This window comes from Siphonobacter sp. SORGH_AS_1065, from assembly GCF_030818595.1.
GTDB lineage: Bacteria > Bacteroidota > Bacteroidia > Cytophagales > Spirosomataceae > Siphonobacter.
The window spans coordinates 857,715-874,554 of record NZ_JAUTAM010000004.1; the positions used below are offsets into that span (position 1 = coordinate 857,715).

At 47.7% G+C, this 16,840-nt stretch carries 12 protein-coding genes; 4 read left to right on the top strand and 8 right to left on the bottom strand.

Going from position 1 to position 16,840, the window contains the following annotated elements:
- Positions 1-117: 117 nt before the first annotated feature.
- The 5 genes from QE390_RS04310 to QE390_RS04330 all read right to left on the bottom strand — a co-directional run bounded on the left by QE390_RS04310 (position 118) and on the right by QE390_RS04330 (position 4,433).
- The gene (locus tag QE390_RS04310) at positions 118-621 is read right to left on the bottom strand and encodes a methylated-DNA--[protein]-cysteine S-methyltransferase (RefSeq protein WP_307141235.1); all 504 of its coding nucleotides are present in this window, start codon (positions 619-621) and stop codon (positions 118-120) included.
- A gap of 5 nt (positions 622-626) precedes the next feature.
- Positions 627-1,547: a tRNA (adenosine(37)-N6)-dimethylallyltransferase MiaA gene (gene miaA, locus QE390_RS04315; RefSeq protein WP_106637775.1), complete on the bottom strand. Its 921-nt coding sequence runs from the start codon at positions 1,545-1,547 to the stop codon at positions 627-629.
- Between the two features lie 13 nt (positions 1,548-1,560).
- Positions 1,561-2,166 (bottom strand): DNA-3-methyladenine glycosylase, encoded by a 606-nt coding sequence (locus QE390_RS04320; protein WP_307141236.1) that lies wholly within the window; start codon positions 2,164-2,166, stop codon positions 1,561-1,563.
- A gap of 400 nt (positions 2,167-2,566) precedes the next feature.
- On the bottom strand, positions 2,567-4,252 hold the full coding sequence (locus QE390_RS04325; protein ID WP_307141237.1) for a sodium:solute symporter: 1,686 nt from the start codon (positions 4,250-4,252) through the stop codon (positions 2,567-2,569).
- A 55-nt stretch (positions 4,253-4,307) separates the two neighbouring features.
- Positions 4,308-4,433, bottom strand: a complete 126-nt coding sequence (locus QE390_RS04330; protein WP_255400706.1) for a hypothetical protein — start codon at positions 4,431-4,433, stop codon at positions 4,308-4,310.
- A gap of 834 nt (positions 4,434-5,267) precedes the next feature.
- Between QE390_RS04330 and QE390_RS04335 the strand changes: the two genes are divergently transcribed.
- Positions 5,268-8,111: a TonB-dependent receptor gene (locus QE390_RS04335; RefSeq protein WP_307141238.1), complete on the top strand. Its 2,844-nt coding sequence runs from the start codon at positions 5,268-5,270 to the stop codon at positions 8,109-8,111.
- A gap of 115 nt (positions 8,112-8,226) precedes the next feature.
- On the opposite strand, the gene QE390_RS04340 is transcribed toward QE390_RS04335, so the two are convergent.
- The 3 genes from QE390_RS04340 to QE390_RS04350 all read right to left on the bottom strand — a co-directional run bounded on the left by QE390_RS04340 (position 8,227) and on the right by QE390_RS04350 (position 13,783).
- Positions 8,227-8,988 (bottom strand): DUF4397 domain-containing protein, encoded by a 762-nt coding sequence (locus QE390_RS04340; protein ID WP_307141239.1) that lies wholly within the window; start codon positions 8,986-8,988, stop codon positions 8,227-8,229.
- Between the two features lie 62 nt (positions 8,989-9,050).
- Positions 9,051-10,574 carry a SusD/RagB family nutrient-binding outer membrane lipoprotein gene (locus QE390_RS04345; RefSeq protein WP_307141240.1) on the bottom strand — a complete coding sequence of 508 codons (1,524 nt, stop codon included), beginning with the start codon at positions 10,572-10,574 and terminating at the stop codon, positions 9,051-9,053.
- Between the two features lie 29 nt (positions 10,575-10,603).
- Positions 10,604-13,783, bottom strand: coding sequence for a SusC/RagA family TonB-linked outer membrane protein (locus QE390_RS04350; RefSeq protein ID WP_307141241.1), 3,180 nt, complete (start codon positions 13,781-13,783; stop codon positions 10,604-10,606).
- 309 nt (positions 13,784-14,092) lie between these two features.
- On the opposite strand from QE390_RS04350, the gene QE390_RS04355 reads away from it, so the two are divergent.
- The 3 genes from QE390_RS04355 to QE390_RS04365 are packed head-to-tail and all read left to right on the top strand — an operon-like array spanning position 14,093 to position 16,562.
- Positions 14,093-14,860 (top strand): DeoR/GlpR family DNA-binding transcription regulator, encoded by a 768-nt coding sequence (locus QE390_RS04355; RefSeq protein ID WP_307141242.1) that lies wholly within the window; start codon positions 14,093-14,095, stop codon positions 14,858-14,860.
- A 56-nt stretch (positions 14,861-14,916) separates the two neighbouring features.
- Positions 14,917-15,945, top strand: coding sequence for a 3-dehydroquinate synthase (aroB, locus tag QE390_RS04360; RefSeq protein WP_307141243.1), 1,029 nt, complete (start codon positions 14,917-14,919; stop codon positions 15,943-15,945).
- Between the two features lie 53 nt (positions 15,946-15,998).
- Entirely contained in the window at positions 15,999-16,562 is a 564-nt protein-coding gene (locus QE390_RS04365; protein WP_106637768.1) for a Crp/Fnr family transcriptional regulator, read from the top strand.
- Positions 16,563-16,840 lie beyond the last annotated feature (278 nt).

Consider the following 16,840-nt stretch of genomic DNA (forward strand, 5'->3'; position numbering starts at 1 on the left):
TCTTCCATGTCTGAAAGAATAGGGTCATTAGGTATGGGGAGGGCTTTCTTGCCAGCCTTCATCTGTCAGAGCTATACTCCCTTTTCTAATACCTTATCAGCCAAAAGGGAAGCCCCCTTACTCCCATAAAGATGTTTGCTTAATGGCTCCTTCCAGTCTCAGTAATCGATTTTTACGGTCCAATCCGCCCGCAAAACCCACTAACTTACCTGAAGACCCGACCACCCGGTGGCAGGGAGCAATGATGGAAATGGGATTACGGTTCGCAGCTCCACCTATTGCCCGTACCGACTGCGGGTTGTTTAACTGCTGGGCAATCTCTCCGTATGTACGCGTTACTCCGTAAGGAATAGTCAGTAAAGCCTGCCAGACCTGTTTTTGAAAATCCGTTCCGATAAAATCGAGCGTTAACTCGAAACGCTTCCGTTTCCCGGTAAAATATTCATTCAACTGACGTTCCGTTTCCAGTAAAACTGGATGTTGCTCATCCCGAGTCCCTAAGTCCACGGCAATTCGGTCAGGATTATCATTTTCCCACAGGATCGCCGCTAGCCCTTTTTCCGTAGCAATCAGGGTTAAAGCTCCTACGGGTGAGGTTATTACTTTATGATGATTGAGCATGGCTGCTATGCATTTGAGGAACGGTAGCCGGCTAGCTGGTCCAGTATATACGCTTTTACCCCCTCGTAATCTGAAGCTTCGAACCATTGAAAATCGCCCTGATGGCGAAACCAGGTTAGTTGCCGTTTGGCGTAGCGGCGACTATTCTGCTGAATTTTTTCGACCATTTTGCCGGAATCGTACGTGCCATCGAAGTATTCAAAAACTTCCTGGTAACCTACGGTTTTCAGAGCATAATGCTCCCGATAATCCGTTACTGATTTTACTTCATTGATTAACCCAGCCTCCATCATCAGGTTGACCCGTCGGTTAATCCGGTCATATAATACTTCCCGGTCGCGGGTCAGGCAGATTTTTATTACCTCAAAAGGTCTTTTCGCTTTTTGCCCCGTTCGGAAGCTCGAATAAGGCTTACCTGTACTCAGGCACACTTCCAATGCCCGCACAATCCGCTGGGTATTATTGCGATCTACGTATTCAAAATAAGCTGGATCGAGCCGACGTAATTCTTCCACCAGCGGCGTAATTCCTTGCTCTGCAAATCGTTGCATCAATTCCTCACGAACGCTCAAATCTACCTCGGGCATTTCGTCCAATCCATCGGTAATGGTTTTCAGAAATAAGCCGGAACCACCCGTCAGAATAACGACGTCTTTTCTTGAGAAAATAGCCTCGAGCGTTTGCAGGCATTCCCGTTCAAAATCGCCAACACTGAAGTAATCCTGTATGGAATGTGAATCAATGAAATGATGCCGGATTCCCTGCATTTCTTCCGCCGTGGGCTTAGCCGTTCCGATGCTTAATTCTTTGTAAAACTGCCGCGAATCCGCCGACACAATTTCGGTATTTAACTCCTGAGCCAGCTTTACACAAAGCTCCGTTTTACCCACTGCCGTAGGCCCGGCAATCACGATTACTACTTTCATTGATCAATCTTCCTTACTTTTTTACCTGGTGTTTCCAACGCCATAAGGCCCGACTAGCCGTGGAGCGATACGGTCGCCAGGACTCAGCAATTTCAATCATTCGTTTACGAAGATTCCGGTCTTTCTCCAAACCATACGCCAGCATCATGGCCTGCTGAACGCCCAGATCATCAACGGGAAAAACATCGGGGCGTTGCAGGGTAAAGATTAGAATCATCTCCACCGTCCAGCGACCTACACCTTTAATCTGACTTAGGTAATCGACGATGGCGTCATCATCCATCTCGTTCCAGTTTTTGGTCTCCAGATTTTCAGCCAGCCAGAACTCGGCGACGTTTTGCATGTATTGAGCTTTACCCCGGGATAACCCCACGTCCCGTAATTCTTCAGTTTCCAAAGCCAGTAACTGCCTGGGATGCGGATATTCTCCGGGAAATAATTTAAGAAAACGATTAAAAATCACGACGGCTACCTGCGTGGAAAGCTGCTGAGAAACAATCGAGTTCAACAGGTCGTAATATACATCTCCCGAACTTTGCGGTTCGGATAAAGAAACGGAGGCGATAATGTTAGCCATTTTCGCTTCACTATGGGCCAGATGGATTAGTGCCTCCCGCATCGGTTTAGTTCTCTGTTTTGCGATTCCGCTGGCAGCAACCACTTTCTTATCTCCCTACCTACTTACTCCCCCGGGTTAATACCCGGGGCTATTCATATTCAACCCCGCTGGGGTTACGAGCTCTACATTAAAAGCTCTTTTAGATTTACGATTCCGCTGCCAGCGTGGCCCGGCCAGCCTTTTCGCTGGCAGCAAGCACTCTCTCCTCTTCCTACCTATTGCTGCCAGGGTCCCCGGGTTGACACCCGGGGCTATTCGGATTGAACCGCGACCCCGATACCCTTGCATTGCTTCCCTTCGCTGTTGACACCCGGGGCTATTCGGATTGAACCCCGCTGGGGTTATAAGCTCTGCATCAAAAGCTCTTTTGATGTGTCATTACACACCGCTAAACTAGTGATCACCCGTTCACCACCTTATTTTTCCCCAGTATAGTTTCCAGCAATAAACCCATGGCTACTACAGCCACGCAGCCGATTACATTGAGCCAGAGGAAAGCCGTTAAGTTTAATAACCAGCAAACCACTACCCCGATCTCTGCCATAACTGCCGCCCAGAAAGTTGCTTTGGCTCCAATCTGTTTAAAATAAAAAGCAACCACAAAAACCCCTAAAACGGTTCCGTAAAATAAGGAACCCAAAATGTTAACGGCCTCTAGTAAACTTCCTACCCGACTGGCGTACATGGCTACTGCAATGCTTAATACTCCCCACACAGCCGTACTGATTTTAGAGACCTTTACATAATGAGATTCCGAAGCCTGCGTTACCCACATGCGTCGGTAGATATCCACTACAAAACTGGAAGTCAACGAGTTAATCGCCGAGGCGATGGAGCCCATCGAAGCAATAAAGATGATAGCGATCAATAAACCGACTACCCCCTTAGGTAAGTATTTTACGACAAAAGTCAGGAAGATGTAATTGGTATCGTTGGCGTCGCCACCCTTTTCTCGGACGAGTTTCTGCGTTTTTTCGCGTAGTTCGGTGCTTTGCTTGGTTAAGTTCAGTACCTGCTTTTGAAGCAGATTTACCTGAGCTGCATCCTTTTTCTCAAGAGCTTGTTGTAGCTGCATGACGGCCTGTTTTTTCTCCGTAAAAATCTGCGTATTTTTTTTCTGCAAAACCTGATAATCAACCGTATTTTCGATCTTACTCAATGCCGTTTCATTAAATACCAAAGGAGCTTGATGAAACTGGTAGAAGACAAAAACGAGTGCTCCGACCAGCAAGATCAAAAACTGCATGGGAATCTTGATAATCCCATTCATTAATAAACCCAACCGACTTTGGCTAATGGTTTCGCCCCCCAGATAACGTCCCACCTGCGACTGATCCGTACCGAAATAACTTAATTGCAGGAAAAACCCACCGATTACACCCGACCAGACATTGTAGCGATCATTCAGGTCAAATTCCCAGTTGATGGTCTGGAGTTTATTCATCTTTCCGGCCACTTCCAGCGTATCCACAAAACCCATATTTTCGGGTAGTAACCGTACGACCAGACAGCCCGCCAGAAACATGCCGCCCAATACGATGAACATCTGCTGCACGTGCGTATAACTCACCGCCTGACTTCCACCTATTACGGTGTAAATCAATAAAATACCGCCCATCGCTATATTCGTCCAGACGATATCCCAACCGAAAATGGTCGAAAGAATAATACTGGGAGCATAGATACTGATACCCGTTGAAAGCCAGCGTGGCACCAAAAAGAGAATTGCCGTTAGGGTTCGGGTACGAAGGTCAAAACGGGTTTCCAGGTATTCGTAAGCCGTATAGACATTGAGGCGGTGAAAGATGGGAATGAAGGTAATAGAAATGACCACCATCGCCAGTGGCAACCCAAAGTAAAACTGCACAAACCGCATCCCGTCGGTATAGGCCTGCCCCGGTCCCGAAAGAAAGGTAACCGCGGAGGCCTGCGTAGCCATAACGCTCAGGCACACCTGCCACCAGGGTAACGTATGACCACCCGTCAGGTAGGATTCGAGGTTCTGTTCCCGCCGACTGCGATAAATTCCGTAACCCACAATAAAGGTTAACGTAACGGCCAGAACGATCCAGTCGAGTAAAGACATTCCAGAGTATTTAAATTTTAGGGTTAAGAAGTGTGGACGAAAGAATAGTCGGTACTTACGAAAAGGCTTCCGTAAACCACCAGAACAGCATAATCATCAAAATTAGATTGGCAATAACCAACCCATACAACTGTCGCCAGGAGCGGACAAATGGGGGTAAGCCTTCCTTTTCTTCTTCCATTATTGTTTCGCTATGCAATCTTCTACGCAAACTGCCCATTTTCGATCAGTTGAGCAAGTAATAGTTCATTTCTCCATCGAAAAACGTCTAAACCTATTCAATCGTGACAGGGATATCCCTATTCTATGCATTTTTTGCAAAGACCTGGAGGCTTTCTAAGATGATGTTTTGAGTAAAACAGGGAGCCATGAGTATGTTTTTCCTTCATGCAAAACCCGTTCTACGCCGTGGTTGGTGTCTCACCAAACACTATTTGCGTATAAATGGCTGGTGTCTCACCAGCTAGGGCGGGAGGGGCTTTCTAAGATGACGTTTAAGTAAAACAGGGAGCCATGAGTATGTTTTTCCTTCATTCAAAATCCGTTCTACGCCGTGGTTGGTGTCTCACCAAACACTATTTGCGTATAAATGGCTGGTGAGACACCAGCTAGGGCGGGAGAACCAGTCACAAAAGCCGCCTCTTACCCAGACGCGATAAAGTCGCGTCTCTACCTCAAAAACGTTTTCATCCTATTTTGGATTTACGCCGTGGTTGGTGTCTCACCAAACACTGTTTGCATATAAATGGCTGGTGAGACACCAGCCATAGTGGGAAATTTCCATCTCCCGACTAGACGCGATAAAGTCGCGGCTCTGCCTCAAAAACGTTTTTATCCTATTCTGGATTTGGTTTGCAAATCAGGCGTGATTAAAAACCTATTATTTGGGTTTTCCCACTCAGCCCAGGCTCTTCCCCTTAATTTATAAAATTATTTATTAATAACCAAATAAGCAATATTACTTAAAAATGTCATAACATTATAGCGATTCACGAATACCCAAATTTTAAACATTATGAACCTTTTATTTTTACGTTTATGGATGCTGTGTTTATGCATTCTTCCTGGTGCATTATTTGCTCAACAAATTCGCGGCAGAGTACTGGATTCTAAAGGAAATGCCATTGTTGGAGCAACTGTTCAGATTAATTCAACCAACAACGGAGCGAATGCGTCGGGTACTGGAGAGTATCTGTTGAAAGTACAGCCCGGTTCTTATCAGATAACTGCTCGGGCCGTAGGTTATGAGAGTCTGGTTAAAACCGCCGAGGTGAAGGGAAATCAAACACTTGAGCTGGATTTTGTCCTCAACGAATCTTCCGTTAGCCTGAATGATATTGTAGTGCTGGGTTCCCGCTCTTCGCAGGCCCGTACCAGCACCGATACGCCCGTTCCGGTGGACGTCATTGGAGCCAAGGAAATGAAGCTGGTGGCTCAGACCGATCTTACGCAGATCATGAACTACGTAGCTCCGTCATTTAGCTCCAACCGTCAGACCGTTTCGGATGGTACCGACCACATTGATCCCGCTTCGCTACGGGGTCTTGGGCCAGATCAGGTGTTAGTACTGGTGAATGGAAAACGTCGCCACACCACTGCTCTGGTCAATATCAATGGAACCTTTGGTCGTGGAACTGTGGGAACGGATTTGAATGCCATTCCAGTATCGGCCATTGAGCGAATTGAAGTATTACGCGATGGAGCTGCGGCCCAGTACGGATCTGACGCCATTGCCGGCGTTATTAACCTGGTTTTGAAAAAAGAAACGCCCTGGAATGCCAATCTCATGTACGGTCAAAGTCTGACGAATACCTTAGGCAAGAGTTATTCGGACGGAAAAACGGTACAGTTCGATCTTTCGAAAGGCTTTAATCTGAATAACAAAGGCTTCGTAAACATCGCCGCTCAGTATCAGGATCGGGGAGCTACCAATCGCGGTGGACTCGATACCCGACCCTTATTATACTCTTCGGTATGGCCTTCTTCGGCGACTACGGTAGAAGCTCGTCAAACCCTGAAAGCAGCCGACGATGCCAAGGCTCAGGCCGCCGGACTGGATCGCAATAACATGCGGGTGGGTAATGCTGCCGTGAAAAATTTTGGTGTAATGGCTAATGCTGAGTATAAACTCGGAACTAACGTTACGCTTTACGGCCAGGCGGGTTACACCAATAAGGAAGGAAATGCCGCTGGTTTTTATCGCCTGCCTTCTCAATCTACTCAAATTGACCTGTCAATTTATCCGAACGGTTTCCTGCCGCAGATTAATACTTCTGTACATGACCTCTCGGGCGGACTTGGCCTGAAAGGAATGTTGGGAAAATGGAACTGGGATTTAAGTAATACCTACGGAGAAAACAGCATCAAATTTAATATCTCCAATACGCTGAATGCTTCGCTTCCGGTCGGCACCAGCCCTACTGAGTTTTACGCGGGTAAACTCAAATATGGCCAAAATGTAGTGAACCTGGACGTTAGCAGACGGCATGAATTTTCAGGGGTATTTTCAGCTCTGAACACGGCTTTTGGCACGGAGTTCCGCACCAGCCGGTATGAAATTGGAGCAGGTGAAGAAAAATCCTGGTCTTTTGGTATTCCTTCCGAAAATATTCCTGGCCGAATGATTGGCTCCTCTTCTACCGCCGCGGGTGCTCAGGTATTTCCCGGTTATAAACCCGCTAATGCCCTGGTAAAAACCCGAACTAACGTTGGTATTTACGCTGATTTTGAGGGCGAGTTCAAAGAGCGTTTATTACTGGGAGCGGCCTTACGTTATGAAAACTACTCGGACTTTGGTAGCAACCTTTCTTACAAAGCCACGGGTCGTCTGAATCTGTTCCAGGGGCTGGCTTTACGGGGGGCCGTATCCACGGGATTCCGGGCTCCTTCGTTACACCAGATTTATTTTAATAACGAATCCACCCAGTTTGTAAACAGCGTAGCCCGACAGGTATTGACAGTCAATAACGAAAGCCCCGTGGTAAGTCAGTTTGGCGTAGGTAGGCTCAAACCTGAAATCTCCCAAAACTACAGCCTGGGTTTAACGGGTAAATTTGGTAGCTTCAGCATGACCATCGATGCCTACCAGATTAACATCAAAGACCGGATCGTTTTCTCCAGCCAGTTTGCCCGTGAGTCGGGTACTACTGGAACGGTTAATACGATTCTGAATACGGTTGACCCGAATCAAACCATCAACTCTGTTCAGTTTTTCACGAATGCCATTGATACCCGCACGAAGGGTCTGGACATTGTGCTGAGTGATCGTATCAAAATCGGTGCGAATACATTGAACCTAACTGTTTCAGGAAACTTCAACGAAACCAAAGTAACCCGCATTCAGGGTTCTTCGGTGATTGAAGCCGATCCTTCTCTGAAAACCCGTTTATTCAGCCGCGAAGAGCAGTCCCGCTTTGAGTCTTCGGTACCCAAAAGCAAGATCAATCTAAGTGCTAACTATCAGGTAAAAGCCTGGAATTTCTTTTTGCGGACGGTACGCTTCGGTGAGGTAACGTATCGAAGTGCTACCATTCCTGGTACGACTGTAGCAGGCGTTCCCTACCCCGCTGACAATGACCAGACTTTCTCGCCCAAATGGGTAACGGATGTAACGGCCAGTTATGCTTTCAACAAGCACGTAACCCTGACACTGGGAGCAAACAATCTGTTCGATGTGTATCCCGATAAGGCGTACATCAATGCCCGTAACAACCAGTTCAATTACGCCACAGACGCAACCCAAAGTTATACGACGGCACTGGATAATACCTCTAACGGTCGATTCCTCTACAGCCGGGCCGTGTCGCAGTTTGGTTTCAATGGCCGCTTTGTCTTTGCTAAAGTGGGGGTAACGTTCTAAGAACCGTCCCTTAGTAATCTATTCCGTCAGATAACGCCAGCTTAATTAAACAAAAACCGGAGCGTAAGTGTAAAACTTATGCTCCGGTTTTTATTTAATTCCTGCTCTGGGAATACTAAATATCCAGCGGTAATGATATGGTGGGTGGCGTTTTGGTATCCCCGGCAACCCCTCTCAGGATAATGGTATAAAAGCGTCCGGCATAAGGTTGAATCCGATCTGCGGAGGCCGATGTTAAGGTAACTGAGCCATTTTTAGCCGTAATGGTCTGAGCTGCCGAATTGAACGCGACGGGATCAATGGCAATGAAGTTAGTAATGCTTTTATAGGCAGATACCGTGGTAATTACCTTGCCATTGATTGCCACTTCATAGCCCCCAGCAGGACTGTTCACTACCAAATTAGCAACCCGCACGTATGCTTTTCCAGCATCAGCCACGGTTCGGTTATCTTCCACACTAATTACTTCGTAGGCCGAGGCATTTCCAGCGGCAAAGACGGAGTAATACTTCCCATCTTCCAGCGTTAGGTTAGCCCCCCATAAAGCCGCTTCCTCAGCCGTTGTCGTTTTCGCCGCATTGATTTTCAACGTGGCCGTTCCAGGTTCTACCGCTGCATAATTCCGAACCGGAAACGCAGAAAAATAGGTAACCGCCGCAGGTAGCGGATCGGGCGTGGTGGGCACGGTGTTTACTCCTGAAAAAGCCTTGTTATTAAGGTACAGAGCCAGTCCAGGAGCATCGGGGGCGGCGTGATAAAACCTCAGCCGGGCTCCGGTAGCGGGCTTTAGGCTTGCCAGAGGATCGCTTTCGTTACCACAGGCCACGACGGCAGCAGCCAGTAGTACAGTGATGAATGATTTGACTATTGATTTCATTGAATAGCTGTTCAGATGCCTGCCCAGGATTTTATGAAGAAAACCCTGAGCATTCGGCATGGTTAGGGATTAACAAACCAGGTTTCGTACGTATGGTAGTCCAGGTTATTCCCGCCGTATTTGTCCAGGGAAGCTCGGTTCCATACATATTCGGAGTTATACCGGGGACGAACCCGATAGGCCAGTTTTCCATTGTTGTCGGGGAACAGACGCTCAGGTGCAGGAGGGGTAAATCCGGGATATACCTCTGAACTGTACTTGTACCGACGCATATCAACCCAGGTTTCGATTACCCCGTGTCCGTATAAAGCCAGGTATTTCTGCATCATGATGTCACTTAACTTCAAACTCGCCGCCGCTTTCGGCACGGCATTGCTGGCCAGATAGGTCTCCCGGTTGGCAGCCGTTACGCCCGCAAAATCCATGGCTGCCGCTACTCCTTTTTTATAGGCATCGTAGGCAACCGACTTGTCTCCTTTCTTAAAGGCAGCCTCTGCTTTCATGAACTGCACTTCACTGTAAGTCATCAAAGGGAACCCGGCCAGATCCGTAAAAATATACTTACCGGGGGTACTGCTGGTAACCTGATTAGACACCACTCCCCATAAAGTCGGAATGCGGGCCTCATTGCCATTGATATTATTAGGATCGCCATAAGTTACCGTCACCCCCCGGTATTTTCCATCGGGCGAAGGAGAAGCCAGAATGTTCAGGCGAGGATCAGTCGCTCCGAGTAAGCTACCATCCAGCATTTTAATCAACCAGTCGGTCTGGCGGTAACTACCGAAGTTACTCCGGGTAGGCCCCATAAAACTCAGCGTTGCCGTATTACCCGCCGCATAAGGAACAACGAAGTTATCAGCATTGGAGGCCAGTGATTTATCGCAGTACTCAATGACCTTATCGGCATTAAAGGTGCTCTTGTTACTTTGGTGCAGCATGTTACGGGCCAGAACAGCATAGGTAAATTTAACCCACTTGCTTTTGTCACCCTTATAGGCCTGATCGGCTCCGTTCCGATTTAATACGGCAGCTCCCTGCACACCATCCGTGCGGTTGAACGTTTCCAGAGCTTCGTTAGCCAGCTTGGCTACGTATTCGTAGACTTCCGGCTGCGTGTCGTAATCAAAGACGTAACGATTAGGTTCGAAAGCCTGCTTCAGAACGATTTCTCCGTGATAGTCCGTTGTGGTTTGCCAGCTCCAGGCAAACAGAGCTTTCGCCGCTCCCACAAATTCCCATTGCTGATTGGCCGTCGCCTGATTAATCAGTAAGTTGACGTTAGGACCCAGGTTCCAATAATTTACCCGCCAGATTAACCCAGCGTTGTCGGAACCCGCCTGGTAACCGTGACGATCCCAGGTATCGTTGGCCGCAGCATCGCCCCAGCTTTGAATGTATTTTCCGATGAACCGGCAATCGAACTGTTCCCCCAACACCGTTTGCTGAATCATGGGAGGCAGCAGGGCACTGGGATCCGCTACCTGAGGGTTAGCGGGATCGACGTTAATGTCAAGGTATTTATTACAGTTGCTTAAGCCCATGCTTAAAGCAAGCAGTACGAGTGTTGATTTCAGTTTTCGCATAACGTAATAATGCTTGTCAGGTTTCGAAACTAGAAGCCCAGTGAAACGCCAAAGGATAATCCACGGGGCATGGAGATGGTACCGAAGTCAAAACCGCCGGCCCCTACCCCACCCGAAGCAGCTGAAGCTCCGTTCACATTAGGATCGGCTCCGGTATAGTTGGTCAGCAGGAACAGGTCCGTTCCGTTCACAAAGACACTGGCCGAACGAACCAGTTTGCTGCGAGTCAGCCACCCGGAAGGCACCTGATAACGAAGCGTGACATCTCTCAACCGAACCCAGTTAATATCTTTCTCCACAAATTCTGACTCAGGAATGGAAGAGAAGTAATCGGCCGAACGTGCTACCGGGTTGATCTGAATCGTATTTACCGTTGGGTTCTCCGAATCTTCCTTTCCATCACGCAGTACGCCTTTAAACACCACTGGATTTTCGCGATTCAGCGTTTTCAGGCTCAAACCATTTCTCCACAAGTACATTTCGGTACCGTTAAATACGTCTCCACCTTTCCGAATGTCCAATAAGAAAGAAAGCGTCAGGTTTTTGTACGTAAATGAGTTCAGGAAACCCAGCGTAAAGTCAGGGTTCCGATCCCCAATGGGCAGGAAGTTGGCATTCGTCAGCGGTAATCCAGTGGCCGGGTTAATCAGGACTTCTCCCTTGTTATTACGCTGATAGGAATACCCACCAATAGCCGTTGCTGAGCCCATACCCCGTTGGTAATAGTTCCAGTTTAAGCCCCGATACGCCGCCACTGATGAAGGAAAGAACGTCTCCAGATTATTGACAAATGCACTGGCCCGGGCATTCCCATAAGGCCAGGCGTCGGAGTTATAATACTCCGGTACATCGGCAGGCAGACTGGATACACTTGTATTGAGTCTGGTAAAGTTTAACGTCACGTTCCAACGGAAATCCTGGTTCTTGATGGGTGTTCCATTGAGCTGTATTTCTACCCCACGGTTTTTGAAGGTACCGCCATTAATCAATCCGAAAATAAACCCAGTCCCGTAACTCAGTCGTTGGTGAACAATCTGCTGGGAAAGTGTTTTTTCGTAATAAGCTACGTCAATTCCCAACCGATCATTAAAGAACTTCAGTTCTGTACCCAACTCGAAGCTTTTTCCTCTTTCTGCTTTCAGGTTAGGGTTACCGCCGTAAAAGTCATAGCCGAAACCTCCACCATTGGTGGTTTGAAGCACGAGTTTAGGTAATACGTAATACGGCGGTGGGGGGTTACCCGTTTGTCCGTAGGCCAACCGCACTTTACCCGCATTAAGAATACCCGTGTTCCCCTTCAAACCCGGCATATCTGTGAAGACGTAGGACAAGCTAGCCGAGGGATAAAAGAAGCTGCGATTAGAAACAGGTAACGTAGAAGCCCAGTCGTTCCGGCCCGTCAGCGTCAGGTATAACCACTCGTCATAATTCATGGTTAAGCTGGCAAAGGCACTTACCGTCCGCTGTTGTAATCGCCGGAATTTGTTACGCTGCGTCGTTGGGTCCGTGTTGTTAACAGAATTAAATTCTGGAAGGTATAACTTCTGTCCATACGTCACACTCGTGCTGTAATCCCGGTCATCAATGGCCGTTCCCAGAATCAGGTTGGTACCTAATCGGCCCACTTTCTTTTGAATCGTCGCCAGAAAGTTTCCGTTTAACAATCGGCTGGTTTCTACCAGATCTTCGATAGAACCCTGCGAAGCATATCCCCCCGGCGTACCCGCTCCATTACCTGACTGCCAGGATTCGGGATGCAGGAAAAGGTTACTACGAGTGGTATAAATATCGCCCCCTACACGGCCCGTAAGCGATAACCAATCCGTAGCCTTATAATCCGCTTGCAGGTTAATCCGACTCTGATTCGTTAAATCCTGAAAGTTATTCTTGTTAACTGTGAAGTAAGGATTGTCCGCTTCGCCCAGGTTAATCGCTCCCAGAATGGTCCGGCGAGAACCGTCAGAATTCAGATACACGCTGGCATCGTCATTCGTCGGCCAAGTGAGCAATCCAATCACGAAACCACTGTTGTTGCGTAAAGCTTTTTTCGTGTTAACATTAATGTAGGTAAACGACGGCTGTATGCTCAGTTTAGGCGTTAACTGAATGCGGGAAGCCAGCTTGATGTTGAAGTTTTTCATCCCCGTGTTAGGAACCACTCCATCGCTACCAATGAATTGACTTGACAGGTTATAAGTAGCCGTCTCCGAACCACCCGAGATGGAAACATTATGCGTTTGCGTCAGCCCCGTCTGGAAGAAATTACGGGCGTTGTCAAAAAACGTAGTTCCCTCAGCATACTTAGGTCCAAAGTAGGATACGGCGTTAGGATCAGAAAAGCCCTGCGTTCCGCGACCATATACTTTCTGCACCTCGGGAAAGCGATTCACATTCAGAAAGCGGAAATTATTGCTATAGCTTAACTGTCCACGGCCTTTCACCCCTCGCTTAGTCGTAATCACGATGGCTCCCGCCGCCGCATCGATACCGTACAGAGCCGCCGCCTCGGGACCTTTAAGTACCGTAATCGACTCAATATCATTAAAGTTAATATTAGCCGCCTTGTTCATGTAATCCACATCACGGTTCGCCCGGTCTGAATACAGCACCCCTCCTGACGTAGTCCGGTTGTCAATGGGTAGACCATCGACCACGAATAAGGGCTGGTTGTTGCCGCCAATCGAAGTAGCCCCGCGAAGCTGAATACTCGTGGAAGAACCCGGCATTCCCGAAGTAGTCGTCACATTCAAACCCGCCACCCGGCCCTGCAAGGAAACCAGGTAGTTGTCCCGTTGGGCATTTACGAGTTCGGTTCCTTTAATTTCCCCGATGGAATAACCCAGAGCCCGCTTTTCCTGCTTAATACCCAAAGCCGTCACAACGACCTCGTTCAATTGGGCGTCCGTACTGGTCATGATTACGTCCAGCGTGGTCTGATTGGAAAGCGTGATTTCCTGCGTTTTCATACCTACCATCGTGAAAACGAGCGTTTGGCCCTGGCTTGCCGTGATGCGATACACCCCATCGGCATTTCCCGAAACGCCTTTGGTGGTGCCTTTCACCTGCACAGAAACGCCGGGCAAGGGCGAACCTGATTCATCACTTACTCTTCCACTTACGGTGCGATCCTGAGCCCAGGCCATTGGGCCTGCCCCCAGAACGCTCACCAGCAAGAGTAACCGAAAAGTCTGTAGAAGTGTGTGTAGCATAAAGAAGCTGTTAATTGAGATAATAAAGGGAGACAAGAAGTGCGTTTTTATGCACGAAAATAAATCAAACTTGATAAAAACATATAAAACTGCATTTTACTGCAAAAAAGAAAATAATGGACCCATATGGATCATTTGACCATACATAATTAGCTAAATATCAAATAAACAGCAATAATGTTTATAAATATATTTATTGCACTTCACTTTATTTAGTGTTATATTTAATAGGAGTTACTCTCTATTTTTTAGTTTTTACGACAAATAACCGCATAAAACAGCATTAGCACGTTTTCAATCAATAGCACCATGTCCTCTCTTACTAATGCTATGCTGAAAGCAGAAAGACATTCGTTTATTCTGCACCAGCTTAATATTTATAACCGGATTTTATCTTCTGATTTAAGTCAGAAGCTCAACGTATCGGAAGACACCATCCGCCGGGATTTGAACGAACTCGCCGACAGTGGGCAGCTTATTAAAGTTCACGGGGGAGCTCTCTCCCGCTCGTACGGACACATCGCCACCCGAAGCGAGGTATATGCCACCAATCAGAAAGACATTATTGCTCAGAAAACCCTAAGCCTGATCCGGGAAGGTATGTTTCTGCTGCTGGGAGGAGGTACTACCGTGCGATCTCTGGTTCGGATGATTCCGTCGCATCTACGCCTGACGATTTTTACCATCAGCCCCGTGATAGCTCTGGAATTGATTGAAAACCCTAACCTTGAGGTATACCTGCTGGGGGGACGAGTGACCGCCGAGAATCAGATTTGCTCGGGCGGGGAAGTCATTCACCGCCTGAGTGAAATTCGGGTAGATTTATTGATTCTGGGAACTACTGGCATTGATGCCGTTCAGGGCCTCACGGAAAGTGACATGGAAGTAGTGCAGGTGAAAAAAGCCATGATGAAATCGGCAGATCAGGTTGCCATTCTTACCATTTCTGAAAAACTGGGAACGTCTCACCGGATGAAGCTCTGTGATCTTGGTTCCATCCAGACGCTCATTACCGAACTTGAGCCTCAGGACGCCTCGCTACAGATGTACGCAAAAGCGGGCCTGACCTTACTTTAAGGGAGGACTTGCGTTTAGTTCTTTACGCTACCAGCTAATTCTCTAATTTTGCGGTTATGGTAAAAATTGCTCCGATCACCGAAAGTCTGCCTGCTTTTCTGGCCGCTCATTCTTTTTCTCAGATAGCCGTTGTAGTAGATGAACACACAAAGGCTCATTGTTATCCGCTGATTCAGTCGCTGCTTCCGGCTCATACACTCATCGAGATTACATCCGGTGAGAGCGAGAAAACGCTTGACTCGGCCAGTCTGATCTGGGAAAAATTAACCGAAGCTGCTTTTGATCGTCATGGGTTGGTCATTAATCTGGGCGGTGGGGTAATCGGTGATATGGGTGGTTTTTGTGCCGCAACTTACAAACGTGGGCTTTATTTCATTCAAATTCCTACTACGCTTCTTTCGCAGGTGGATGCCAGCGTAGGCGGCAAACTTGGTATTGATTTTCACGGCCTAAAGAATCACATCGGCGTTTTCCGGGTACCCGACGCCGTTTTAATCGACGCGGTTTTTCTGAAAACCCTGCCCTGGCGTGAGCTTCGCTCAGGTTACGCCGAAGTGATTAAACATTGCCTGATTGCCGACGCCAGTAAGTGGGAAGAGATTCGGCAGAAAAACTGGCAAGAACAGGACTGGACGGATTTGATTACGCATTCCGTAGCCATTAAAGAGAACGTTACCACGCAGGATCCTACCGAAAAAGGCCTCCGGAAAATCCTGAACTTCGGTCATACGCTCGGCCATGCCATCGAAACGTACTTTCTGGACGATTCCGATCAACGTCTGCTCCACGGCGAAGCCATTGCGGCCGGAATGATCACGGAAGCTTACCTGAGTTATCAACGCGGCTGGTTGACAACGGAGGCATTTGAGACCATCACGCATTACCTGCTCGCCACGTACGGAAAAGCAGTAATCCCAGCCGACACCTACGACTCCATTATCGAACTGACGGCTCAGGACAAGAAAAACCGGGGTAAGGAAATTCGGTTTTCACTCCTGAAAGGCCTGGGTACCTGCGTCTTTGATATCCCCGTTTCGAGTGAAGAAATGCAACAGGCTCTGGCATTTTACACCAGCCTTTCCTAATACAATCATCTATACGAGCCTTGGATCAAGGCTCGTATTTTGGCTCTCGCTCCATGAATGTTATCTCTTTCCTTCAACAAACGATCAACCTTGGCCCGGAAATAGAAGCCGATCTGACCCACATCATTGTGCGGGAACAGTTTCCTAAAAACCATATTTTGATCCGGCCCGGCCAATATTACCGCCGCTTGATGTTCGTAGAAGAAGGCCTCATTCGGGAACATTACCTGAGTATGGCCGGAAAGGATACCACCTACCGTTTTCATACCGAAGGCAGTTTTGTTACTGCTGACGAAAGTTTCACCGATAACCAGCCGAGTCAATATACATTCGAGACGCTCGAAGATTCCGTGATCTGTTCGATCTCACATGCTGATTTCGAAAACATTCTTCGGCAGCACCCGGAGTTGGAGCAGTTACATATTCTGGTAATGCATCAACTCATTCGGGAAATGAAAGAGCGAATTACAGCTTTGCAATTTCAGACCGCTACCGAACGCTACGAATCACTCCTTAAAAGTCAACCCTCCATTTTTCAGCGAGTTAGCCTAGGACATATTGCTTCTTTTCTGGGGATTTCTCAGGAGACGCTAAGCCGTATTCGGAGTAAGCGTTAGGGATCTCCAGCTTTCTCAAAGTTGCTTTTCTACTAGCCCGCGGATGCGGATCTATTATTCGCTGCCAGTTTTTCCGCTGGCAGCTTTTTCTAAACTATTCTTTCTCAACGTTAGATAGTCATCCTTCTAGGGATTGATGCCAGCAGAAAAGCTGGCATCGGCATAGTGTGTATTTTGAATTTTTCGAATTTATCATGTGAAAGAACGGGCTGGTTTAAAAACCGCCTCTTACCCAGATGCAATTACGCACCTCTCGCCCGCCCGGGCTGGTGTCTTCT